The sequence below is a fragment of the Achromobacter sp. 77 genome (assembly GCF_020541125.1).
In the GTDB taxonomy this organism is placed as follows: domain Bacteria; phylum Pseudomonadota; class Gammaproteobacteria; order Burkholderiales; family Burkholderiaceae_B; genus Achromobacter; species Achromobacter mucicolens.
In genome coordinates this window covers 1,964,435-1,985,736 of the sequence record NZ_CP059848.1, presented here as the reverse complement: position 1 = coordinate 1,985,736, position 21,302 = coordinate 1,964,435, and the positions used below count along the sequence as shown (strand labels likewise).

Genomic DNA, 21,302 nt, shown 5'->3' with positions numbered 1-21,302 from the left:
GCGGCGGCGTCCTCAACTGGTTTCGCGCTGGACCAGTTCGAAACCCAAGTCCACATGCCGCGCGGGCACGGGTTCGCCCGCCAGGTGCTGCATGAGCAGTTGCGCGGCTGACAGGCCGATCTGGTAGCGGGGCGTGGCAATGGTGGACAGCGGCGGCGTGGTCCAGGCCGTGCCCGGGAAGTCATGAAAGCCGACGATAGCCATCTGTTCCGGCACACGCACGCCATCCCGGCCGCACTGGAACACCGCGCCTTGCGCCAGGTCGTCGTTGCAGAAAAACACGGCGTCGCAGTCGGGATGACGCGCGTGAAGATCCTGGATCAACGACGCCCCCAGGCTGATCGACGATTTTTCCGGCGTCATGATTTCCAGGGCGGCGTCGTACAGCCCCGCATCGCGCAGCGCCTGCCGGCACCCTTCGCAGCGGCGCAGCGACCGGGGATCGAGCTGCGCGCCGATGATGCCGATACGGCGGTAGCCCCGTTCGACCAGATGGCGGCCTGCTGCGTAGCCCGAGTCGAACTGCGAGAACCCGACGCTCATGTCCTCGCCGCCGTCCAGCGTTTCGATCGTGTGCACCGTGGGAATCGCCTGCGCGCGCAGCAGTTCCCAGACGCCCGGATTGTGGTCGATGCCGGTCAGGACCACGCCGTCGGGCGAATGCTGCAGATACTTGCGCAGCAGCGCTTCTTCCTCGTCCGGCGAATAGCCCGTCACGCCGATCAGCATGTGGTAGCCGTGCTGATCCAGCACTTCCTTGATGCCCGTGATGATGTCCACGAACACCACGTTGCTGAGCGACGGAATGAGCACCACGATGGTCTGCGACCGCGCCGACGCCAGCGCGCTGGCGGCGTGGTTGGGCACGTAGCCCAGTTCCTGGCACACCCGCGCGATTTGCTGGCGCAGATCCTGGCCCACCTTATCGGGCGTTCGCAACGCCCGCGATACGGTGATCGCGCTGACGCCCACGCGCCGCGCGACGTCCTGCATGGTGACGCGGCCGGCGCGCGAGCTTCGAGGTTTGCGGATGGACATGGACCCTCGCGGTGAATGCAAGCGCGTAGTCTGACCGAAAAAAAGGGGCTTGCCAAAGCAAAAATGTTAGCGCTAACATGATCCGCATCAAACGGCTAAAAAAATTCCGGCAAACGGAGAGGAGACAAACATGCAAGCTTCCCCCTTGGGGCGGCCGGGGCCATCGCGTCCGGGCCGCTCGCCGCTGGCCCGCGCCGCGGATTGGTGTTTTGCGCTACAGACCTGGCTGATGGTCGCCTGTCTGGTCATCATGGTCGTGCTGCTGTTCGGCAACGTGGCGCTGCGCTATCTCCTTAATTCCGGCATCAACGTCTCGGACGAGGTCTCGCGCCTGGCGTTCGTCTGGATGATTTTCCTGGGTTCGGTGATTGCGCTGCGCGAGCACCAGCACATCGGCGTGACCATGCTGGTGGAACGCTTTGGCCCAGGCGCGCGCCGGGTGTCGCATATTGCCTGCCAGCTGATGATCCTGTGGGTGCTGTGGCTGATGGCCGAAGGCAGCTGGGTCCAGACGGTCATCGGCCTTGACACCGTATTGCCTGTCACCGGCATGCCCCAGGCCGTGTTCAACGCCGCAGGGCTGTATGCCGCGGTGGCAATGGGCATCCTGACGGTCGTCGACCTGGTCCGCGTGATTGCGGGCGGTCCGCTGCCGGCGGAATCCAGTCCGGAAGACCCGCTGGTCTGATCCGGCCCTCACCCGCCTCACACCCGCCCCACACCCATCCGCCCGGATACCCGCAATGATCCTGACCGTCTTCCTAGTCGTGCTGCTGGGGCTGATTGCCCTGGGCCTGCCGATCGCCTTCGCGCTCATCATCAGCGCGATCGTCATGATGTTCCAGCTGGATTTCTACGACACCCAGCTCCTTGCCCAGAACATGCTTTCCGGCGCCAACAGCTTTACGCTGATGGCGGTGCCGCTCTTCATGCTGGCCGGCGAATTGATGAATGCCGGTGGCATCTCTCGCCGCATCGTTCACCTGGCCAACACGTTTGTGGGTCACATCCAGGGCGGCCTGGGTTACGTGGCTATCTTCGCCAGCGTGCTGCTGGCATCGCTGTCGGGCTCGGCCGTGGCAGACGCCGCGGCGCTGGGGTCGCTGCTGATCCCCATGCTGCGCGAAAAAGGCTATGACGCGGGGCAGGCTTCGGGCCTGATCGCCTCGGGCGGCATCATCGCGCCCATCATTCCGCCGTCGATCTCGTTCATCATCTTTGGCGTCGCCACCAATGTGTCGATCACCAAACTGTTCTTCGCCGGCATCGCACCGGGCCTCATGATGGGGCTTACGCTGGTGGCGGTGTGGACGTGGGTGGCGCGCAAGCACGGCAGCATCACGCCCTCGCCGCGCGAGCCGTGGAGCAACCGGCTGAAAGCGCTGCGCGGATCGCTGTGGGCGCTGTTCCTTCCAGTCATCATCATCGGCGGCTTGCGGGGCGGCATCTTCACGCCCACGGAGGCCGCGGTCGTCGCCGCCGTGTATGCGCTGCTGGTCAGCATCTTCGTGTACCGCGAGATCGGCTGGCGCGACCTGGGTCCGCTCTTCATCAACGCCGCCCGCACCACGGCTGTCGTCATGTTCCTGGTGGCGGCCGCCATGGTGTCGTCCTACATGATCACGCTGGCGGACCTGCCGCAGGATCTCATCGCTCTCCTGGAACCGGTCATGGACCAGCCCAAGCTGCTGATGTTCGCGCTGCTGATCCTGCTGACGCTCGTGGGCACGGTGATGGACCTGACGCCGACCATCCTGATTCTCGGCCCCGTGCTGATGCCCGTCGTCACCAAGGCCGGCATCGACCCCGTCTACTTCGGCGTCATGTTCGTCATGGTCGGCAGCGTGGGCCTGTTGACCCCGCCGGTCGGCACGGTGCTCAACGTCGTATGCGGCGTCGCCCGCATCAATATGGAAACCATCTGCAGAGGGGTGTGGCGCTATGTCGTGGCCTACACGCTGCTGCTGGTTCTTTTGGTGATCTTCCCCGAACTGATCACCGTACCCGCACGCTGGATGCACTAGCGGCAATTACAAACCCCCGAGGAGAAACACCATGATCAAGCAATTGAAGACCCGCGTTCTTGTCCTGGCGGCGGTGCTGTCCTGCACCGTCGCCGGGGTGGCCGCGGCGGCGGACGTCAAGCCGCGCCTCATCCGCTTTGGCTACGGGCTGAACGAGGAAAGCGTGCAGGGCCGCGCTGCCCGCCATCTGGCGCAGGAGCTGGAGAAGGTCAGCGGCGGCAAGCTCAAGATGAAGACGTTTGGCTCGGCCAACCTCGGGTCGGACGAGCAGATGCAGAGCGCGCTGGTGGGCGGCGCGCAGGAAATGATGGTGGGGTCGACCGCGCCGCTCGCCGGCATGGTCAAGGAGTTCGGCGTCTTCGACCTGCCCTTCCTCTTCAACAGCGAAAAGGAAGCCGACGCGGTGCTGGACGGCCAGCTCGGACAGGATCTGCTCAAGAAGCTGGAAGCCAAGGGACTGGTCGGCCTGGTCTACTGGGAAAACGGCTTTCGCAACATGACGAACTCCAAGCGTCCGATCACGCGCGCCGAGGACCTGCAGGGCATCAAGCTGCGCGTCATGCAGAACCAGATTGCGCTGGGCGTCTTCAATACGCTGGGCGCCAATGCCGTGCCGATGCCGTTCTCGGAATTGTTCACCGCGCTGGAAACCCGCACCGTGGACGGCCAGGAGAATCCCATCACCACGATCCAGAGCAGCAAGTTCTACGAGGTGCAGCCCTTCCTGACCATCACGCGCCACGTCTACACGCCGTGGGTGGTGATGGCCTCCAAGAAGTGGTGGGACACGCTCTCGCCCGAGGAACAGAAGCTGATCCGCCAGGCAGCCGCGTCGTCGCGCGACTTCGAGCGGCAGGATAGCCGCGCCGATTCCACCAAGGCCATGGGCACGCTCGAGAAGAACGGCATGAAGATCAACACCGTCTCGCCGGAGGAAGTCGCCCGCATGCGCCAGAAGGTGCAGCCCGTGGTCGACAAGTACACCCAGGAACTCGGGCCGGAACTGATCAAGCAGTTGAACGACGAAATCCAGAAGGCGCGGAACTAACCGTGCCGGCCTGGATCCCGTGGGGGTCCGGGCCTGTATGCAACCGAAGCAAAGCGAGACAGCCATGTCCCAGACACCCCGCCGACTGCGCAGCCAGAAATGGTTCGACGATCCCTCGCACGCCGACATGACGGCGATCTACGTCGAGCGCTATCTCAACTATGGCCTGACGCGCCAGGAACTGCAGTCCGGGCGGCCGATCATCGGCATCGCGCAGACAGGCAGCGACCTGGCGCCCTGCAATCGCCACCATCTGGCGCTGGCCGAACGCATCAAGGCGGGCATCCGCGACGCCGGCGGCATTCCCATGGAATTCCCGGTGCACCCGCTGGCCGAACAGGGACGGCGGCCTACGGCGGCGTTGGACCGAAACCTGGCGTATCTGGGCCTGGTGGAGATCCTGCACGGCTATCCGCTGGATGGCGTGGTGCTGACCACGGGATGCGACAAGACCACGCCCGCGTGCCTGATGGCGGCGGCGACGGTGGATATTCCCGCCATCGTGCTGTCCGGCGGTCCCATGCTGGACGGCTGGCATGAGGGCCAGCGCGTCGGCTCGGGCACGGTCATCTGGCACGCACGCAACCTGATGGCGGCCGGCAAGCTGGATTACGAAGGTTTCATGACGCTTGCCACGGCATCGTCGCCGTCCATCGGCCACTGCAACACCATGGGCACCGCGCTGTCGATGAACTCGCTGGCCGAAGCGCTGGGCATGTCGCTGCCCACCTGCGCCAGCATTCCGGCGCCCTATCGCGAGCGCGGGCAGATGGCCTATGCCACCGGCATGCGCATCTGCGACATGGTGCGCGAAGACCTGCGGCCATCTCAAATCCTGACCCGCGAGGCGTTCGAGAACGCCATCGTCGTGGCCTCGGCGCTGGGCGCGTCCAGCAACTGCCCGCCACACCTGATTGCCATCGCGCGCCACATGGGCGTCGACCTCAGCCTGGACGACTGGCAACGGCTGGGCGAAGACGTGCCGCTGCTGGTCAACTGCGTGCCGGCGGGCGAGCATCTGGGCGAAGGCTTTCACCGCGCGGGAGGCGTACCCGCCGTGCTGCACGAGCTGCTGGCAGCCGGCCGCCTGCATCCGGACTGCCGAACCGTATCCGGCAAGACCATCGGCGATATTGCGACGGCGTCCAAGACCCACAATACCGACGTCATCCGGACCTGCGACGCGCCGCTCAAGCACCGCGCCGGCTTCATCGTGCTGTCGGGCAACTTCTTTGACAGCGCCATCATCAAGATGTCGGTCGTGGGCGAAGCCTTTCGCCGGGCGTACCTGTCCGAACCGGGGTCGGAAAACGCCTTCGAGGCGCGCGCGATCGTGTTCGAGGGCCCGGAGGACTATCACGCCCGCATCGAAGACCCGGCGCTCAACATCGACGAACACTGCATTCTGGTGATCCGGGGCGCCGGCACCGTGGGCTACCCCGGCAGCGCGGAAGTCGTGAACATGGCCCCGCCATCGCACCTTATCAAGCGCGGCATCGAGTCCCTGCCCTGTCTGGGCGACGGCCGCCAGAGCGGCACCTCGGCCAGCCCGTCCATCCTGAACATGTCGCCCGAAGCCGCGGTGGGAGGCGGACTGGCGCTGCTGCGCACGGGCGACCGGATCCGCGTGGACCTGAACCAGCGGTCGGTCATGTTGCAAGTGGACGAAGCGGAACTGGAACGGCGCCGCCAGGAGCCGCCGTACGAAGCGCCGCCATCGCAGACGCCGTGGCAGGAACTGTACCGGCAGACCGTGGGGCAGCTTTCCACGGGCGGATGCCTTGAGGCGGCGACGCTGTATTTGAAAGTGGTCGAGACGCGGGGGGATCCGCGGCATTCGCACTGAGGCCGAAAGGGGTGCGGCTTGGCGCGCGGCTTATTCGCGCGGCGGCTTGCTGGCCGGGCCGCCCGCGCGGGGGCTGGGCCGGCTGAGGACATACGCCGCGCTGGCCAGAAAGAAGATGCCCACGCCGATGGCCAGGGGCAGCGAGGGATGGGCGCTCCAGTAAAAGATCCCGTAACCAGCCGCCATGCCCAGGCTGGCATACGTCTTGCCTTTGCGCGACACCGCGCCCTCGTCGCGCCACGCGCGCAGCGACGGGCCATATGTGGGGCTATCCAGCAGCCATTTTTCAAGCCGGGGCGACGAGCGGGAGAAGCAGGCCACCGCCAGGATCAGGAAGATCGTCGTCGGCATCACCGGCAAGAAGGCGCCGATGACGCCCAGCGCCAGCATCAAGCAGCCCAGGCATAACCAAAGTGCTCTCATCATGATGGTGAGCAGGATATCGCAAATGGGCAGCCGGCAGTCCGCCAGGCATCGTGCGCCGCTTGATTCACGACGTTGGGGGCTCCGGCATCCTTGCGCGCAGCATCCTGACGAATTTCGCATCCGGACTGCCGCCCGCGGCGCGTGACTTGTGGACCATGGCCCAGGCTTCCGCGTACTGGCCACGCCAGTAATAGGCCGTGGCCCACGAGGCATACAGATAGCCCTTGTCGGGCTCCACGGCCTCGCCCTTGCGGTACCACTCGTCGGACCGGGTCGTCGCCGCGATACGCGCTTCGGGGGGCAGCGTCTTGTCCTCGGCGGCGCAACGCGCCGCGATCCGGCCGGCATCCGCATGAATGCCGCGAAACGCCGGGGGATTCATGCTGATCGCGCGGTCCATCATGCTCATCGCCTGGCAGATCTTGCGCTGGCTTTCCAGCACCACCGCGAAACCCGCGTACACCTCGGGGTTGTCGGAATTGAGCAGCCACGCCTGATTGAATTGCCGCATGGCCTGGCCCGGCCGGTCTTCGCGAAAAAGCCGGTAGCCCAGCTCGACCCGCGCCTGCGCTGCCGCGGCAGGCGATCCAAACACCTTCAAGGCTTCGGCGGCCTGTTGTTCATCGCCCGCGCGCAAGGCAGCGGCCGCGCGGCGATCCACCCCGGCATACATCGGCGCCTCGTCGCTTTGAACCGGAGCGGGCGCAGGAAGCTTGATCACGCAGCCGGACAACCACAGCGATTGGGCCAGCAGCAAAGCCAGCGCCACTCGGTTGACCGTGCACAAGCACGAAGTGCCGCCCGGGGCCGCCTCCAGATCCGACATTTCGGCTATTGGACCTGGGTCAAGACAATCTGCCCATCCTTGCGAGCAACGCTGAATACGCCCGTTGTCCGTCCTCGGGCATCCGGTGCAAAGAGATCGGAATTGGATCCCCAAAATTGCTCGTCAGCGTTGTACAGGACGACAAACGAATAGCCATCGAGAAGCTTTCGCAGATCTTCCTTGCAGGTCCAGACGTCGTCCTTATTGTATTTTTCGCCCACGGACCAGCACCACCATTGGGTCTCAAGCGGACTCACGCTGTAGCTGAACATGAACTTCTCGAAGCCCGTGGAATTCTGGTCAATGAAATAGACCTTATCCCCCTTCGCAGCATGCTTCTTGACGAGCTCGGCCAACGCATCGATTCGCTCACGTTGCTCCAGAACCTTCTCGATCTGGGGAGATGAGACCGGCGGAGCGAACAAACCGAGGGGCAAACACAGCAACCCCGCCAGTATGGGGATGGCGAGAACGGGGCGCAGCCATTTGATCTTGAATGTGTCTACCGCCCCTGAATAGGCGCCAAACACGACCAGGGCCCACGCCAGGAAATAGGTTCCCGCATATCTTTCGAAAGAAGCCAGCCGTATTCCTTCGTACTCCGAAAAGAACAGCAGATACGAGAGCAGAAGAAACAGCAGGTAGGCGATCGCACCGGCGGAAAGCAGCGAGAACGCTGCGATCCGAGGCAATATCTCGTAGCGCCGGCTGATCAGGATGCACATCGCACTGAGCGCCATCAGCCAAAGCATCACGCTCAACGGAGACATGAGCAGCACGATCTTCCAGCCGCCGGGATAAAGCCCGAAGTTCTCCGCTTGAAACCGCTGAATGAATTCGAGCGCCGTCTTTCCGATCCGGCCCAGCAGAGGCTCCTGGAACAGCGCACTCAGCTTGGGCATGGACACGGTAAGACCCGCGCCTATCGATTTCGAGTACCACTGCCACGAGGCAAAGGTCAGAAGTGTTGCGAGACAGCCTGGGATTACTTGAGCGATGGCGCGCTTGAATCTGGCAGCAACACTGATTTCGGCCGTTTGCAGAACAGACGAGAAAAAATGGATCGCGATGACAAGCATCGCCAATATCAGGCCGATCTGCTTCATGAGGACCAGCACCGCGAGGCTGACCGCTACCAGGAGCGATCCTCTGAGGCCCTTGGCCGTCGCCGCCAGCGAAACGCTTGCGGCAAACACAAGGGCCAGCAACGGATCCACGAATATGTGTTTATAGTCGAACCCAAAGAAATAGGGTATTGCGCAAGCCGAAAAGAACGTCAGCACCTCGAGAACCGAAGCACGCGCGTGAAAAGCGCCTATCGCACATGCAAGCGCCGCAAGCATGAAGATGATTTGAGCCGACAGCAACCCGCTTTCAGACCACGGACCTAAAAACAGAAAGTAATACTGAAATAGCTGCTGAGCGGGCGGATACGCCTTGAAAATATCGACGATCGGCGAATCTTTCAGATACAACGAATGGGTGGCGTGAATGACTTTCGCGCCGAGCCCCCAGAAGGAAAACTCATCCCAACCCGTGAGCTTGAAATCGAACGGCACGAGGGAGACGAAAAATACGAACGGTACAAGGTAAAGCAACTGGCTGAGCTTGCCGGCACTCCACTTCAGCGGCAGAAGCTCCGCACGCCGCCGGAAGAGCCAGATCAGGGTGTATGCCAGCAGCCCCATTCCCGCCAACACGGAAATGATCGCACCTGGGCGCAGCAGTCCGGCAAGGCCGGCGGCATACAGCCATAGCACCGTCAACGCCACATGCAAGTACATGGCGATGGACAGCTTGATGCGCAGGCGTCCTGCAAAAAAGGTCAGGAAACCCAACGAAGAAAGCAAGATCAACATATCGTCTTATTCAAGTCGCGTTCGTGCCGCCTTACGCCTTGGCTATGACAATAATGCCGAGCAGGATCAGAAATAAGCCGACGAAATATTGGGGCTGGAATCTTTCGCCAAACAGGAAATAGCTGCCGATGGGAACAAGCACAAACGCCAGCGCCATCAGTGGATAGACTTTTCCGAGTTCCAGCCGTTGCAGGACGTAAATCCACAAAATGGTCACGAGCCCGTAAAGACCGATGGAAAAAGAAAGCACCATGAAAGTCTTGGGATCGAAGATCGAACCGCTGTTCTTCAGAGTCGCGGCCCCAAATTTGAACAGCAGCTGACCGATGGCGATACCGACCACACATGCGATTGCGAGTAAATATGTCATTTCAATTTTGTTCTATGGAACGGCCTGGTCGGCACCGATGAGATATCGTAGCCAATGAATGAAAGAATGAACTGCACTCCAAGTATGATTGGCATCGCGGATATCATGACGGTACCCGCCGCAGTCGAAACCCCCGTCCGAGCCGACTCGATCCAATGGCCGGCGCCAAAGAAAACACCGCACAATACCAGCAGGACGCCCAGAGGCAATTCAAGGGACGCCAGGGAAACTCCGCGCAGATAATAGTTATAGAAAAGGCGCTTGAAGAAATTCCGGACATGCTTTACCAGAAATTCCCCAACGATTTTGCTTATCTTCAGATTGCTGACTTCATCGGCATACTTGGCCACCATCGGCACATCCACCACCACAGCGCCAAGGGTGTTGAGCCGAAACAACATGTCGGTCTCGAAAAAATATCGATTGCTGATTTTTTCGAAAGGAAGATATTTGGCTACGCTAGCGTGGATCGCAGTATATCCATTGGTGGGATCGAAAATATTCCAGTATCCGGACGAGAGCTTCGTCATGAACGAGAGCACGGCATTGCCGAACAAGCGCCGCTTGGGCATGGCGCGGACGCTTTCAAGATCGAAAAAGCGATTGCCCTTGCAGTAGTCTGCTTCTCCAAAAATAATCGGGGAGACGAACTCCGGCAGCAGAGACGGGTCCATTTGTCCGTCACCGTCAATCTTGACGATGATGTCCATGCCATCTGCAATTGCCGCCTTGTAGCCCGCCATCACGGCACCACCGACGCCCTGATTGGTTTCGTTGCGCAAGACAACGACGCGAGGGTCGGAACAATGCGCTTCCACGAATTTGCCCGATTGATCGGGGCAGCAGTCGTCGACGATGTAGATTCGGCAGACCTCATCACCGATAGCCGCAATGACATGCAGGATGTGCTTCGTTACCTTATAAGACGGTATAACGACGGCGATCTTGAAACTGCTCGATGCAGTATTACCCTTGTTTTCCATGACACCATGCAACCAACCGCGATTGAGAAACAGACCTTAAGGAAGGTCTGCACAAGCCCGCATTCCGGCAGAATCCCTGCCACCAACCATTAATTTTCTTATGTGGAGTTTCTCTGGAGTGGCTTGCTCTGCCACCCGTGAAACTCATTATTGGCATTCCCGCCGTGTGCCATATTGGCCGTCTGCCGCCGACTATGACACCACCGCTCACGGCAAAATGCGGAATACTGAATCGTGACCAATATATCGCCGCGGCACTCCGGGGCGGTGAATAATTCCGCTGGCGCATTGTAACCTGGGGTCGTGGCTCGCACGCAACACCGCCTATTGCTGTGGAAAATGCCTGTCGCGACGTCTGGCAGTATTGGCACACGGCAGGAGCTGGGCGCACCCTCTGGCTGAGCAAGTAGCAGGCAAATCAACTGCGCTGCTGAATGCAAAAAAGCCGCGAAGTCATCAGACTTACGCGGCTTTTCAGGTCTGTGTTCGACTAGCTCTGTCAAACACACCTTTGCAGGAATTTGGTAGGCGGTATTGGAATCGAACCAACGACCTCCACGATGTCAACGTGGCGCTCTAACCAGCTGAGCTAACCGCCTGCAAAGAAGAAGAATTATATAGTGCTTTTTTAAACTATGCAAATCGTCTTGGAAGATTTTTTGCATTTTTTGTTGCGCCTGAAGTTTTGCGGCGTTTACCGAATGCCAGCTTCACTTCTTGCGCAACGCGGTTGAAAGCGCGTTTAAATCAATTCGGCCAAAACCAAATTGCCATTCAACGCCCTGCACCACCCGCTTAAGCACTACATCTTGCCCTTCAATTTCGTGTCTGCGTCATGTGCCGCAGCAACGAAGAACGAGATTCTATCAGAACTTTTTATTCCTTGCTCGACTTCGACGCCACTACTCACATCGATCGCCCAAGGCCGCACCAATTCGATGGCGGCGCCCACGTTTTCGGCGTTCAGTCCGCCGGACAGGATCAAGGGACGGGACACCGGGTCGGCCCGCACCTCGTCGAGCAACGCGTAGTCGAATCCATGCCCGCTGCCGCCGTAGCCGGCGCTGTAGCTGTCGAACAACCAGCCCGCCGCCTCTCCGTAGGCGCGGCACGTGGCCGCAAGGCTCTCCGCCGTCTCAAGGCCCGGCGCACCGGCCCGGAAGGCCCGCAGATGGCGATGCCCGTAGCGCGCACACTCCAGCGGCGTTTCGTCGCCATGAAACTGCAGCAGCTCGGGCCCCACTTCACCCAGCACGGTGCGGATCTCTTCTTCCTGCGCGTTCACGAAGAGCGCGACGACGTCGACAAACGCCGGCACCATCCGGCGCAGCTGCGCGGCGCGCGTGGGCGTGAGGCAACGCTTGCTCTTGGGATAGAAGACAAATCCGATCGCGTCGGCGCCAGCGGCAACGGCGGCTTCGACGTCTTGTTCGCGGGTCAGCCCGCAGATCTTTATGCGTGTACGCATGACATTTTCTGGAAGTGTCGCCCCGCGGCGACTGGCTGGATCAGTATATCCGGACCGAAAAACCGGTCTCACGCGCCAGTCGAACCCAGCGTGGCCATCATGTTGTCGAAGCTGCCCTCGGCCATGCGGAACCAGGGGATCTGGTTGCCGCGCAATGCCAGCATGCTGTCGTAGAGCTTCTTGAACATCGCGTCCTTGGCGCTCAATTCATTGCAGGCCGCCACCGTGGCTTCGTGAGCGGCTTGCAGCAGCGGCCGGGAATACGCCTTCAGTTGCGCGCCTTGCGACATCAGCCGGCGCAGCGCTTGCGGATTGTTGGCATCAAAGGTTGCGATCATGTTTTCGCTTGCCGCCGCGCAAGCCAGCGACAGCGCGGTCTGGTATGACTTGGGCAGTTCCGCAAAGGCGTCCTGGTTCACGTACAGCGACAACTGTTGCGTACCGGCCCACCAGCCCGGAAAGTAATAGTTTCGCGCGACGTCAAAGAGCGCCAGGCGTTCGTCCTCCAACGGTCCAATCGTGACGGCCCCGTCCGCAAGGCCTTCTGCCAGCGCGGCATGCAGTTCGCCAACGGGGATTTCCAGCGGCGAGGCGCCCAGACGCGACAGGATGTGCCCCGTAAAGCCGTCAGCCGCCACCTTGAGTCCGCGCAGGTCATCGAGGGTCTTTATCTCGCCCCGAAACCATCCGCCCATCTGCGCGCCGGTATAGCCGCACGGAAAGTTCAGGATGCCGTACTTGCCAAAGGCTTCACGGGTCAGCGCCAGCCCCTCGCCCTGCCGCATCCACGCGTTCATCTGGCGGGTATTCAGGCCGAATGGCACGCCGCCGTCAAAGCAAATCGCGGGATCGGTGCCGAAGTAGCGGGCCGACGCCGCGTGGCCGCATTCGACGATGCGGTGCTGCACGGCCTCCAGCACCTGACCCGACTGGAACAGCTGGCCGGCGGCGGATATCTCGATGGTGAACCGCCCCGCCGTGACCTCGGCCACACAACGCGCGACGTCGGTCGCGCCCGCGAACAGCGTAGTCGCGTCGGCCGGAAAATCGGAAGCCAGCCGCCAGGTGAGGTTGGGAGCTTCCTGCGCAATCGCGGGGGCCGCCAGCACGGCGCTGCCCGCGGCGGCGCCCAAGGCAGTTTGCTTCAGAAACGCGCGGCGTTGCATGGCGCATGCCTCCAGAAAGGCGCGGGATCCCGCCGCCTGCGCGGCGGCTTCCCTAAAAGGATTGAGTAAAGGGCGACAGCAGCGACGATCCGCCGTCGAGTTCGCGCAGTCCGAAGGATTCGGGATAGTCGATCGCGGCCAGGTACAGGCCGTCAGGCGCAAACGTGGGCGCGCCGCGCTTGCGGTCGCGCCACGCCAAGAGCTGCGTCATCCAGTCAACCGTTTCCCTGCCCTGCCCCACTTGCAGCAACGCGCCCATGATGTTGCGCACCATGTGATGCAGAAAGGCGTTTGCCTTCAAGGTAAAGACGAGAAACGGTCCCCGCTCCTCGATCTCCAGGCTGTGCATGTGCCGCACTGGATGCTTGGCCTGGCATTGCGAGGAACGGAAGCTGGAAAAATCATGTTCGCCGACAAGCGCCTTTGCGGCCGCGCGCATGGCCTGCACATCCAACGGCTGGAAGCACCAGCCGGCGCGCCCCGCCCACAGCGCCGGACGCACCCGGCCCCGCCAGAGCAGATAGACGTACGTGCGGGCGCGCGCCGAAAAGCGCGCATGGAATTCTTCGGACACTTCTTCGGCCCACTGCACCGAGATGCTCGGCGGCAGAAACGCGTTCACGCCTCGGACCCAGGACTCCGTCTTGCGGGTGAGCGTCGTGTCCAGATGGACCACCTGCATCGCGCCGTGCACGCCCGTGTCGGTGCGGCCGGCGCAGATCGTGGGCACCGGCTCGGTGACGCCACAAAAACTGGCCAGGGCGGACTCCAGGCAGTCCTGCACCGTCTGCCGGTGCGGCTGTGTCTGCCAACCCTGCCAGGCGGAGCCGTCATACGCCAGCCCCAATGCAACTCTAGACATGCTTCAAACCCGAGGACCGCCGATACGGCGCGGTTCGTCCGTGGGCGGTACGTCCAGGTCGAGATTGATGGTGTCGAGCTTGCGGTTCAGCGCTGCCGTATCCAGCGCCGGCTCGTTGTACGGGTAGCTTTCTTCGTCATCGTCGTCACGCCGCGCCCCGGCCCGGCGCAACAGCCACGCGATGGCGAAGGCGACGAGCGCCAGCACCGCGGTAACGATCACGAGAAGATTGTCGGCCAGCCAGCCCGGCATACCCGTTTGCACGGTCTTGTCCGGCAGCGTGCCGATGGGTTTGTCGGCATCGACGGGCGCCGAGCCTGCGGCGCCTGGGGTGGTGGTGGTGGTCGACGCGCCCGTGGCGTTCGACGTGGTCGTTGCGGCCCCCGGTGTAGTTGCCGCGCCCGGAGTGCTTGCGGTGCCGGGCGTGCCCATTGCACCGGGAGAACCCGCTGCGCCGGGAGTGCCTGCTACACCCGGAGTGCCTGCTGCACCGGGAGTGCCTGCTGCACCGGGAGTGCCTGCTGCACCGGGAGTGCCTGCCGCACCGGCAGTGCCTGCCGCACCGGAAGTGCCTGCCGCACCGGAAGTGCCTGCCGCACCGGAAGTGCCTGCCGCACCGGAAGTGCCTGCCGCACCGGAAGTGCCTGCCGCACCGGGAGTGCCTGCCGCACCGGGAGCGCCTGCTGCACCGGGAGCGCCTGCTGCACCAGGAGTGCCTGCCGCGCCGGGAGCGCCTGCTGCACCGGGAGCGCCAGCAGCACCGGGAGTGCCTGCCGCACCGGGAGTGCCTGCCGCACCGGGAGTGCCTGCCGCACCGGGAGTGCCTGCCGCACCGGGAGTGCCTGCCGCACCGGGAGTGCCTGCCGCACCGGGAGTGCCTGCCGCACCGGCAGTGCCTGTTGCACCGGAAGCGCCCGCTGCACCGGGAGCGCCTGCTGCACCGGCAGTGCCTGCTGCACCGGAAGCGCCTGCCGCACCGGAAGCGCCTGCTGCACCGGAAGCGCCAGCTGCGCCCGCCGCACCAGCCGTGCCTGTGCCGGCCGCGCCCGATTGCTGCGCGACGGCCTTGGTCAGTTCGTCGACATTGCTTTGCAGCTGGGCGACTCGCCCTTGCGCGTCGGCCAAGGCCCGGTCGGCAGACGTCTTGGCGTCTGCCTGGGCTTCGGCCTGCGCGGCTGCGCTGTCCTGGGCCTGACCGGTCGACAGGCGCACGCGGTCCTGTGTCGGCGCGGCGGTTGCCACACCGGTGTCGGCCGGCGGGGCGACCGTGCCCGATGCTGCGTCCTGACCCTTGACCACCGACGGGTTCGATCCCGCCGCCGCGCCCACGCGGCCGCGGTATTTGGCATAGGCCTCGGCGTGCTCATTGAAGATGCGGCGGGCTTCGGCCGGATCGATGGCGCGCACCGTGGCGGCATCCGGGATCTTGAGTGTCTGGCCAGCCCGCACCAGATTCATGTTGTTCTGAATGAAGGCCTGCGGATTGGCGCGCCACATCGCCACCAGCATCTGGTAGACCGAGGCGTTGGGCACCGCGTTGCGCTGGGCGATGGCAAAAAGATAGTCGCCCGACTTCACCGTGACCGAGCCCGAGGTGCCGCCCGCGCGGGCGGCCCCGCCCACGGCGGCGGGTGTGACGTCGGCGCCCGTGCCGCGCAGCGGCACCAGGATGCTGACCTGCACTTGGCGCTGTCCCGAACTGGAGTTGATGTCCAGCAGCAGATCCACCGCACCGCCCGCAGGCGCCTGCGTGGACCGCACCCGCAAATTCTTGCGCGTCGGATCCATTCCGTCTTCGACGCGGACCACCATGCTGGCAAGCGGCACCGGCGGCTTGACGCCCGCGCGCTGCCACGCGGCTTCATCGGCGATGGAAACCTTGAGCGAACTGATCTCTTCGGGCGTCAATTCCTGCAGACCCACGGTGGCTTGCAGCGGCGCGCCCGGCACGGAAACGACGCGCGAATGCCCGACGCGCATGGCCAGCGCCGAACCGCACACGCTTGAACCGATCGCCAGCGCAATGGCCCACTGAAGGGCTTTCAAACGGCGGGCATGCTTCACTTGGCGCGAACGCTGGGTCATAAGCTGGAATTCCGTTCTTGTAATCGAATTACGGGCCTGGACCCATTCGCGCCATTTGCCGCGCAAAAAAGGGCCTCAATTCACCCGAAAAGTGTAATGGATCAAGCGCATTTCACAAACCTGAAAGGGGCGCGCACGTTGGCTGGCGGGCACGGGCGGCGCTTATGGGCGTACGTGTCGCCCGCCGGGCTCGGCCGGGCTGCGCCACGATGGTGCATCTTCGCGGGCTGGACAATCCAGCCGCGGGCAAAAAAACAAGGGCACCCGAAGGTGCCCTGACTGCCTCTTGCGCATGGCGGGCGGCCAGAAAAGCCGCCCGGCACGACATCAGGCTTCGTTCAGCGCGATGCGCAGCATGCGGCGCAGCGGCTCGGCCGCGCCCCACAGCAGTTGGTCGCCAACCGTGAAGGCGCCCAGATATTGCGAGCCCATCGAGAGCTTGCGCAGGCGGCCCACCGGGATGTCCAGCGTGCCGGTGACGGCCACGGGGGTCAGCGCCGAAACGGTGGCTTCCTTGGTGTTGGGAACGACCTTGGCCCACTGCGTGCCCTGGGCGATGAGCGCTTCGATCTCGTCCAGCGGCACATCGCGCTTGAGCTTGATGGTCAGTGCCTGGCTGTGGCAGCGCATCGCGCCGATGCGCACGCACAGACCGTCGATCGGGGTGACGGGCGTGCCGAAGGCGGCGCCGCGGCCCAGGATCTTGTTGGTTTCGACTTCGCCCTTCCACTCTTCCTTGGACATCCCGTTGCCCAGGTCCTTGTCGATCCAGGGAATCAGGTTGCCGCCCAGCGGCACGCCAAAGTGTTCGTGGGGCAGCGCGTCGTCCTTCTGCTTGGCCAGCACGCCGCGGTCGATTTCCAGGATGGCCGAGGCCGGGTCGTCCAGCAGGGACTTGACCGACTGGTTGATCTCGCCGAACTGGGTCAGCAGTTCACGCATGTGCTGCGCGCCGCCGCCCGACGCGGCCTGGTACGTCATGGAGGTCATCCATTCGACCAGGTCGTTGTTGAACAGACCCGCCAGGCCCATCAGCATGCAGCTGACCGTGCAGTTGCCGCCGATGAAGTTGCGCACGCCGCGCTTCAGGGCCGCGTCGATCACCGGGCGGTTGACCGGGTCCAGCACGATGATGGCGTCGTCGGCCATGCGCAGGGTACTGGCCGCGTCGATCCAGATGCCGTTCCAGCCCGCGCCGCGCAGCTTGGGATAGACATCGGAGGTGTAGTCGCCGCCTTGCGCCGTCACGATGATCGGCAGTTTTTTCAGAGCGTCGATGTTGTAGGCGTCTTGCAGCGGGCCCGCGCCAGTCGCCCAAGTGGGGGCGGCGCCGCCAGCGTTGCTGGTGGAGAAAAACACCGGTTCGATCAGTGCGAAGTCGTTCTCGTCGCGCATGCGTTGCATGAGCACCGAGCCGACCATACCGCGCCAGCCGACAAGGCCTACTGCTTGATTCATTTCAATCGCTCTTTAAAGGGGGTGACAAGGTAAGGAGGGAAAAATCGTGCAATTCAACAATTTATCAGAATGCACGCAGGGATGTTGCGATGCAGCTAGAAAAAAACGGGGCCGCAAGCGCAAGGAGAGACTTTCGGCGCGCGCCGGCAACACGGCGTCTTGCATTGGCAAAACAAGCGAGGCCGCCCGCGGGGCGGCCTCGCTATATATAAAGAGACCGCGATCAGGACGCGGCCCCTTGCGTCATCAGGCAAGCGCCTTCAAGACCGCGTCGCCCATGCCGGCGGTCGTGACCTTCGTCGTGCCCGGCTCGAAGATGTCCGCGGTGCGCAGGCCGCTAGCCAGCACGCTGCGCACGGCCGCCTCGATGCGGTCCGCCTGCGGCGCGAGGTTCAGCGAGTAACGCAGCAGCATGGCGGCCGACAGGATCGTCGCCAGCGGATTGGCAATGCCCTGCCCCGCGATGTCGGGCGCCGAACCGTGGCTGGGCTCGTACAGGCCTTGGCCGCTGGCGTTCAGGGACGCCGAGGGCAGCATGCCGATGGAGCCGGTCAGCATCGCCGCTTCGTCTGACAGGATGTCGCCAAACAGGTTGCCGGTGACGATGACGTCAAACTGGCGCGGGTTGCGCACCAGTTGCATGGCCGCATTGTCGACATACATGTGCGACAGCTCGACGTCCGGGTACTCGCGCGCCACTTCGATGACGATGTCGCGCCAGAACTGCGAGGTCTCGAGCACGTTGGCCTTGTCCACGCTGCACAGCTTCTTGTTGCGCTTTTGCGCCGATTCGAAGCCGATGCGCGCGATGCGGCGCACTTCGGATTCCGCGTAGCGCATCGTGTCGTAGCCTTCACGTTCGCCAGTGAAGGCGCCGTCCGGCGACGAGCGCACGCCGCGCGGCGTGCCGAAATAGATGTCGCCGGTCAGTTCGCGGATGATCAGGATGTCCAGGCCCGACACGATCTCCGGCTTGAGCGACGAGGCGCTGGCCAGTTCCGGGTACAGGATGGCCGGACGCAGATTCGCGAACAGGCCCAGCGCCTTGCGCAGGCCCAGGATCGCCTGTTCCGGACGGAACTCGCGCGGCAGGCTGTCGTACTTCCAGTCGCCGACCGCGCCGAACAGCACGGCGTGCGATTCCTTGGCCAGGTTCAGCGTGGCGGGCGGCAGCGGATGTTCGAACTGATCGAAGGCTGCGCCGCCGACCGGCGCCTGTTTGATGTCGAAGGGCACATCCAGCGCCTTCAGGACGCGCACGGCCTGTTCGACGATTTCCGGGCCGATGCCGTCACCCGGCAGGACTGCGATGTTGTGGGTCATTGAATAACGATCCTGTGTTCGATGGTTTGATCAGGCGATGGGGCGGCTTTCGAGCCACGGATGGCGGGCCAGGCGCTCGGCTTCGAAGGCGCGGATCTTGTCGGCGTGGCGCAGCGTCAGACCGATATCGTCCAGGCCGTTCAGCAGGCAGTACTTGCGGAAGGGTTCGATGTCAAAGCCCATCGCGCGACCGTCCGCGGCGATCACGACCTGGCGGTCCAGATCGATGTTCAGCTTGTAGCCCGGGAACGCCTTCACTTCGTCGAAAAGGCGCGCCACTTCCAGTTCGGACAGCACGATCGGCAAGAGGCCGTTCTTGAAGCTGTTGTTGAAGAAGATGTCGGCGTAGGACGGCGCGATGATGGCGCGGAACCCAAACTGCGTCAGCGCCCAGGGCGCGTGCTCGCGGCTGGAGCCGCAGCCGAAGTTCTTGCGGGCCAGCAGGACCGAGGCGCCCTGGTAGCGCGGCTGGTTCAGCACGAAGTCCGGATTGAGCGGGCGCTTGCTGTTGTCCATGCCCGGTTCGCCGTGGTCCAGGTAACGGAGCTCGTCGAACAGGTTGGGCCCGAAGCCCGTGCGCTGGATGGACTTGAGGAACTGCTTGGGGATGATGAGGTCCGTGTCGACGTTTTCGCGGTCGAGCGGCGCCACCAGGCCTTCATGAGTGGTAAATGCTTGCATGTTGTCTACTCGGTGCTTGACGCTTATCGGAACGTGCGAACGTCGACGAAATGGCCGGCGACGGCCGCGGCGGCGGCCATGGCCGGGCTGACCAGGTGCGTGCGGCCGCCCTGCCCTTGCCGGCCCTCGAAATTGCGGTTCGAGGTCGAGGCGCAACGTTCGCCGGGTTCGAGGCGGTCGGCGTTCATGGCCAGGCACATGGAACAGCCCGGTTCGCGCCATTCAAAGCCGGCTTCAATGAAGATCTTGTCCAGGCCTTCGCGTTCGGCCTGCTGCTTGACCAGGCCGGAGCCCGGCACGACCATCGCCTGGCGCACATTGGAAGCCACGCGCTTGCCGCGCGCCACGACGGCTGCGGCGCGCAGGTCTTCGATGCGCGAGTTCGTGCACGAACCGATGAACACGCGATCCACGCGGATATCGGTCAGCGGGGTGTTGGGCTTCAGGCCCATGTATTCCAGCGCGCGCTCCATGCCGCTGCGGCGCACGTCGTCTTTTTCGCGGTCGGGGTCCGGCACGCGCGAATCCACCGGCAACACCATTTCGGGCGACGTGCCCCAGGTGACCTGCGGCTTGATGTCGCGCGCATTGACTTCGACCACGGTGTCGAACTTGGCGCCTTCATCGGTGTGCAGGGTGCGCCAGTACTTGACGGCCTGGTCCCAGACGACGCCGGTGGGTGCAAAGGGACGGCCACGGAAGTATTCGATGGTCTTGTCGTCGACCGCAACCATGCCGGACCGGGCGCCCGCTTCGATCGCCATGTTGCAGACGGTCATGCGGCCTTCGACGGACAGCGAGCGAATCGTGCTGCCGGCGAATTCAATGGCGTGACCCGTGCCGCCGGCCGTGCCGATGATGCCGATGATGTGCAGCACCACGTCCTTGGCCGTACAGCCGAAGGGCAGTTCGCCATCGACCTTGATGAGCATGCTCTTGGCCTTCTTCATGAGCAGCGTCTGCGTGGCCAGCACGTGCTCGACTTCGGACGTGCCGATGCCGAAGGCCAGCGCGCCCAGCGCACCGTGCGTGCTGGTGTGCGAGTCGCCACAGACCACGGTCATACCCGGCAGGGTGGCGCCCTGCTCCGGTCCGATCACGTGGACGATGCCCTGGCGCAGATCGTTCATGCGGAATTCGGTGATGCCGTACTTGCCGCAGTTGGCGTCCAGCGTGTCCACCTGCAGGCGCGAGATGGGATCGTCGATGCCCTGCGCGCGATTCATCGTGGGCACGTTGTGATCGGCCACCGCCAGGTTGGCGCCGGTGCGCCACGGCTTGCGGCCCGCCAGCGTCAGCCCCTCGAACGCCTGCGGGCTGGTGACCTCGTGCAGCAGGTGGCGGTCGATATAGAGCAGACAGGTGCCGTCTGATTCCTGGTGGACGATATGGGCGTCCCAGAGTTTGTCGTAAAGAGTTTGGGCCATGGATGCGCTCTGCAAATAGACAATCCGGCTCGAGCCTGGCGCGAGGGGTAAAACACTACCCTGCCGCGCCGGCTGCTGCGGCATGACGGGAATTATGCCCAGCCACCAAACCTAGTACAAGCACACCTGATATACCAGTACTACCACTACCATGCTGACCGACTCGCCGGGGGCCGATCCCGCAGTTGTGTTGACTTGTTGCATAGCCAATTAATGCCCGGGAAAAATCACTATCGATACAAATTGGTAAACAAAATAGATACAGAACTCTCAAATAGATATAATCGTCCCACGCCCTGAAAGCGTTCACTTCGAAATAATGCGTAATAAACCGTATTAATAGAAATAAACGATTTTAGATTGAGCGATGTTCGTGCAAATTCGAAGAAGTAGTTAGATGTTGCGCGAAATT

The 21,302-nt window shown here is 63.1% G+C and carries 18 protein-coding genes and 1 tRNA gene; 4 read left to right on the top strand and 15 right to left on the bottom strand.

Annotated features, from left to right (window positions below; genetic code table 11):
• Positions 1-12: 12 nt before the first annotated feature.
• Complete coding sequence (locus H4P35_RS09085) at positions 13-1,038, bottom strand: LacI family DNA-binding transcriptional regulator (RefSeq protein ID WP_056315850.1); 1,026 nt, start codon at positions 1,036-1,038, stop codon at positions 13-15.
• Positions 1,039-1,168: 130 nt separating this feature from the next.
• On the opposite strand from H4P35_RS09085, the gene H4P35_RS09080 reads away from it, so the two are divergent.
• The 4 genes from H4P35_RS09080 to H4P35_RS09065 all read left to right on the top strand — a co-directional run bounded on the left by H4P35_RS09080 (position 1,169) and on the right by H4P35_RS09065 (position 5,956).
• Positions 1,169-1,726 (top strand): TRAP transporter small permease, encoded by a 558-nt coding sequence (locus H4P35_RS09080; RefSeq protein WP_226848698.1) that lies wholly within the window; start codon positions 1,169-1,171, stop codon positions 1,724-1,726.
• Between the two features lie 55 nt (positions 1,727-1,781).
• Positions 1,782-3,062 carry a TRAP transporter large permease gene (locus H4P35_RS09075; protein ID WP_108696955.1) on the top strand — a complete coding sequence of 427 codons (1,281 nt, stop codon included), beginning with the start codon at positions 1,782-1,784 and terminating at the stop codon, positions 3,060-3,062.
• 31 nt (positions 3,063-3,093) lie between these two features.
• Positions 3,094-4,110 (top strand): TRAP transporter substrate-binding protein, encoded by a 1,017-nt coding sequence (locus H4P35_RS09070; RefSeq protein WP_056315844.1) that lies wholly within the window; start codon positions 3,094-3,096, stop codon positions 4,108-4,110.
• Positions 4,111-4,174: 64 nt separating this feature from the next.
• Positions 4,175-5,956, top strand: a complete 1,782-nt coding sequence (locus H4P35_RS09065) for an IlvD/Edd family dehydratase (RefSeq protein WP_056315842.1) — start codon at positions 4,175-4,177, stop codon at positions 5,954-5,956.
• Between the two features lie 30 nt (positions 5,957-5,986).
• Here H4P35_RS09065 and H4P35_RS09060 read toward each other — a convergent pair whose 3' ends face one another.
• The 14 genes from H4P35_RS09060 to leuC form a co-directional block, all read right to left on the bottom strand.
• Complete coding sequence (locus tag H4P35_RS09060) at positions 5,987-6,382, bottom strand: YbaN family protein (RefSeq protein ID WP_196589544.1); 396 nt, start codon at positions 6,380-6,382, stop codon at positions 5,987-5,989.
• 64 nt (positions 6,383-6,446) lie between these two features.
• Positions 6,447-7,208, bottom strand: coding sequence for a tetratricopeptide repeat protein (locus H4P35_RS09055; RefSeq protein WP_226848697.1), 762 nt, complete (start codon positions 7,206-7,208; stop codon positions 6,447-6,449).
• A gap of 5 nt (positions 7,209-7,213) precedes the next feature.
• Complete coding sequence (locus H4P35_RS09050) at positions 7,214-9,067, bottom strand: hypothetical protein (RefSeq protein ID WP_226848695.1); 1,854 nt, start codon at positions 9,065-9,067, stop codon at positions 7,214-7,216.
• Positions 9,068-9,098: 31 nt separating this feature from the next.
• The gene (locus H4P35_RS09045; RefSeq protein WP_056315836.1) at positions 9,099-9,437 is read right to left on the bottom strand and encodes an EamA family transporter; all 339 of its coding nucleotides are present in this window, start codon (positions 9,435-9,437) and stop codon (positions 9,099-9,101) included.
• Complete coding sequence (locus H4P35_RS09040; protein WP_226848693.1) at positions 9,434-10,420, bottom strand: glycosyltransferase family 2 protein; 987 nt, start codon at positions 10,418-10,420, stop codon at positions 9,434-9,436. Before H4P35_RS09040 ends, H4P35_RS09045 begins: the two co-directional genes overlap by 4 nt.
• A 522-nt stretch (positions 10,421-10,942) precedes the next feature.
• Positions 10,943-11,019: transfer RNA gene (locus tag H4P35_RS09035), tRNA-Val, on the bottom strand.
• A 203-nt stretch (positions 11,020-11,222) separates the two neighbouring features.
• Positions 11,223-11,888 carry a phosphoribosylanthranilate isomerase gene (locus tag H4P35_RS09030; RefSeq protein ID WP_226848691.1) on the bottom strand — a complete coding sequence of 222 codons (666 nt, stop codon included), beginning with the start codon at positions 11,886-11,888 and terminating at the stop codon, positions 11,223-11,225.
• A gap of 68 nt (positions 11,889-11,956) precedes the next feature.
• The gene (locus H4P35_RS09025; RefSeq protein ID WP_226848689.1) at positions 11,957-13,054 is read right to left on the bottom strand and encodes a TRAP transporter substrate-binding protein; all 1,098 of its coding nucleotides are present in this window, start codon (positions 13,052-13,054) and stop codon (positions 11,957-11,959) included.
• A 52-nt stretch (positions 13,055-13,106) separates the two neighbouring features.
• Positions 13,107-13,916 carry a tRNA pseudouridine(38-40) synthase TruA gene (gene truA / locus H4P35_RS09020; protein ID WP_152383950.1) on the bottom strand — a complete coding sequence of 270 codons (810 nt, stop codon included), beginning with the start codon at positions 13,914-13,916 and terminating at the stop codon, positions 13,107-13,109.
• A 3-nt stretch (positions 13,917-13,919) separates the two neighbouring features.
• Positions 13,920-16,001, bottom strand: coding sequence for a FimV family protein (locus H4P35_RS09015; protein WP_226848687.1), 2,082 nt, complete (start codon positions 15,999-16,001; stop codon positions 13,920-13,922).
• A 327-nt stretch (positions 16,002-16,328) separates the two neighbouring features.
• Positions 16,329-17,459 carry an aspartate-semialdehyde dehydrogenase gene (gene asd / locus H4P35_RS09010; RefSeq protein ID WP_226848685.1) on the bottom strand — a complete coding sequence of 377 codons (1,131 nt, stop codon included), beginning with the start codon at positions 17,457-17,459 and terminating at the stop codon, positions 16,329-16,331.
• A 246-nt stretch (positions 17,460-17,705) separates the two neighbouring features.
• A complete protein-coding gene (gene leuB, locus H4P35_RS09005; protein ID WP_056315814.1) occupies positions 17,706-18,782 on the bottom strand; it encodes a 3-isopropylmalate dehydrogenase in 1,077 nt (358 codons plus the stop codon).
• A 30-nt stretch (positions 18,783-18,812) separates the two neighbouring features.
• Positions 18,813-19,463: a 3-isopropylmalate dehydratase small subunit gene (leuD, locus tag H4P35_RS09000; RefSeq protein ID WP_056315812.1), complete on the bottom strand. Its 651-nt coding sequence runs from the start codon at positions 19,461-19,463 to the stop codon at positions 18,813-18,815.
• 23 nt (positions 19,464-19,486) lie between these two features.
• Positions 19,487-20,890 carry a 3-isopropylmalate dehydratase large subunit gene (leuC, locus tag H4P35_RS08995; protein WP_056315809.1) on the bottom strand — a complete coding sequence of 468 codons (1,404 nt, stop codon included), beginning with the start codon at positions 20,888-20,890 and terminating at the stop codon, positions 19,487-19,489.
• Positions 20,891-21,302: the final 412 nt, after the last annotated feature.

Bases quoted from the DNA above. Each gene is read 5' to 3' on its own strand.
- H4P35_RS09085 (WP_056315850.1), bottom strand. From the start codon at position 1,038: ATGTCCATCCGCAAACCTCGAAGCTCGCGCGCCGGCCGCGTCACCATG.
- H4P35_RS09080 (WP_226848698.1), top strand. From the start codon at position 1,169: ATGCAAGCTTCCCCCTTGGGGCGGCCGGGGCCATCGCGTCCGGGCCGC.
- H4P35_RS09075 (WP_108696955.1), top strand. From the start codon at position 1,782: ATGATCCTGACCGTCTTCCTAGTCGTGCTGCTGGGGCTGATTGCCCTG.
- H4P35_RS09070 (WP_056315844.1), top strand. From the start codon at position 3,094: ATGATCAAGCAATTGAAGACCCGCGTTCTTGTCCTGGCGGCGGTGCTG.
- H4P35_RS09065 (WP_056315842.1), top strand. From the start codon at position 4,175: ATGTCCCAGACACCCCGCCGACTGCGCAGCCAGAAATGGTTCGACGAT.
- H4P35_RS09060 (WP_196589544.1), bottom strand. From the start codon at position 6,382: ATGATGAGAGCACTTTGGTTATGCCTGGGCTGCTTGATGCTGGCGCTG.
- H4P35_RS09055 (WP_226848697.1), bottom strand. From the start codon at position 7,208: ATGTCGGATCTGGAGGCGGCCCCGGGCGGCACTTCGTGCTTGTGCACG.
- H4P35_RS09050 (WP_226848695.1), bottom strand. From the start codon at position 9,067: ATGTTGATCTTGCTTTCTTCGTTGGGTTTCCTGACCTTTTTTGCAGGA.
- H4P35_RS09045 (WP_056315836.1), bottom strand. From the start codon at position 9,437: ATGACATATTTACTCGCAATCGCATGTGTGGTCGGTATCGCCATCGGT.
- H4P35_RS09040 (WP_226848693.1), bottom strand. From the start codon at position 10,420: ATGGAAAACAAGGGTAATACTGCATCGAGCAGTTTCAAGATCGCCGTC.
- H4P35_RS09030 (WP_226848691.1), bottom strand. From the start codon at position 11,888: ATGCGTACACGCATAAAGATCTGCGGGCTGACCCGCGAACAAGACGTC.
- H4P35_RS09025 (WP_226848689.1), bottom strand. From the start codon at position 13,054: ATGCAACGCCGCGCGTTTCTGAAGCAAACTGCCTTGGGCGCCGCCGCG.
- truA (WP_152383950.1), bottom strand. From the start codon at position 13,916: ATGTCTAGAGTTGCATTGGGGCTGGCGTATGACGGCTCCGCCTGGCAG.
- H4P35_RS09015 (WP_226848687.1), bottom strand. From the start codon at position 16,001: ATGACCCAGCGTTCGCGCCAAGTGAAGCATGCCCGCCGTTTGAAAGCC.
- asd (WP_226848685.1), bottom strand. From the start codon at position 17,459: ATGAATCAAGCAGTAGGCCTTGTCGGCTGGCGCGGTATGGTCGGCTCG.
- leuB (WP_056315814.1), bottom strand. From the start codon at position 18,782: ATGACCCACAACATCGCAGTCCTGCCGGGTGACGGCATCGGCCCGGAA.
- leuD (WP_056315812.1), bottom strand. From the start codon at position 19,463: ATGCAAGCATTTACCACTCATGAAGGCCTGGTGGCGCCGCTCGACCGC.
- leuC (WP_056315809.1), bottom strand. From the start codon at position 20,890: ATGGCCCAAACTCTTTACGACAAACTCTGGGACGCCCATATCGTCCAC.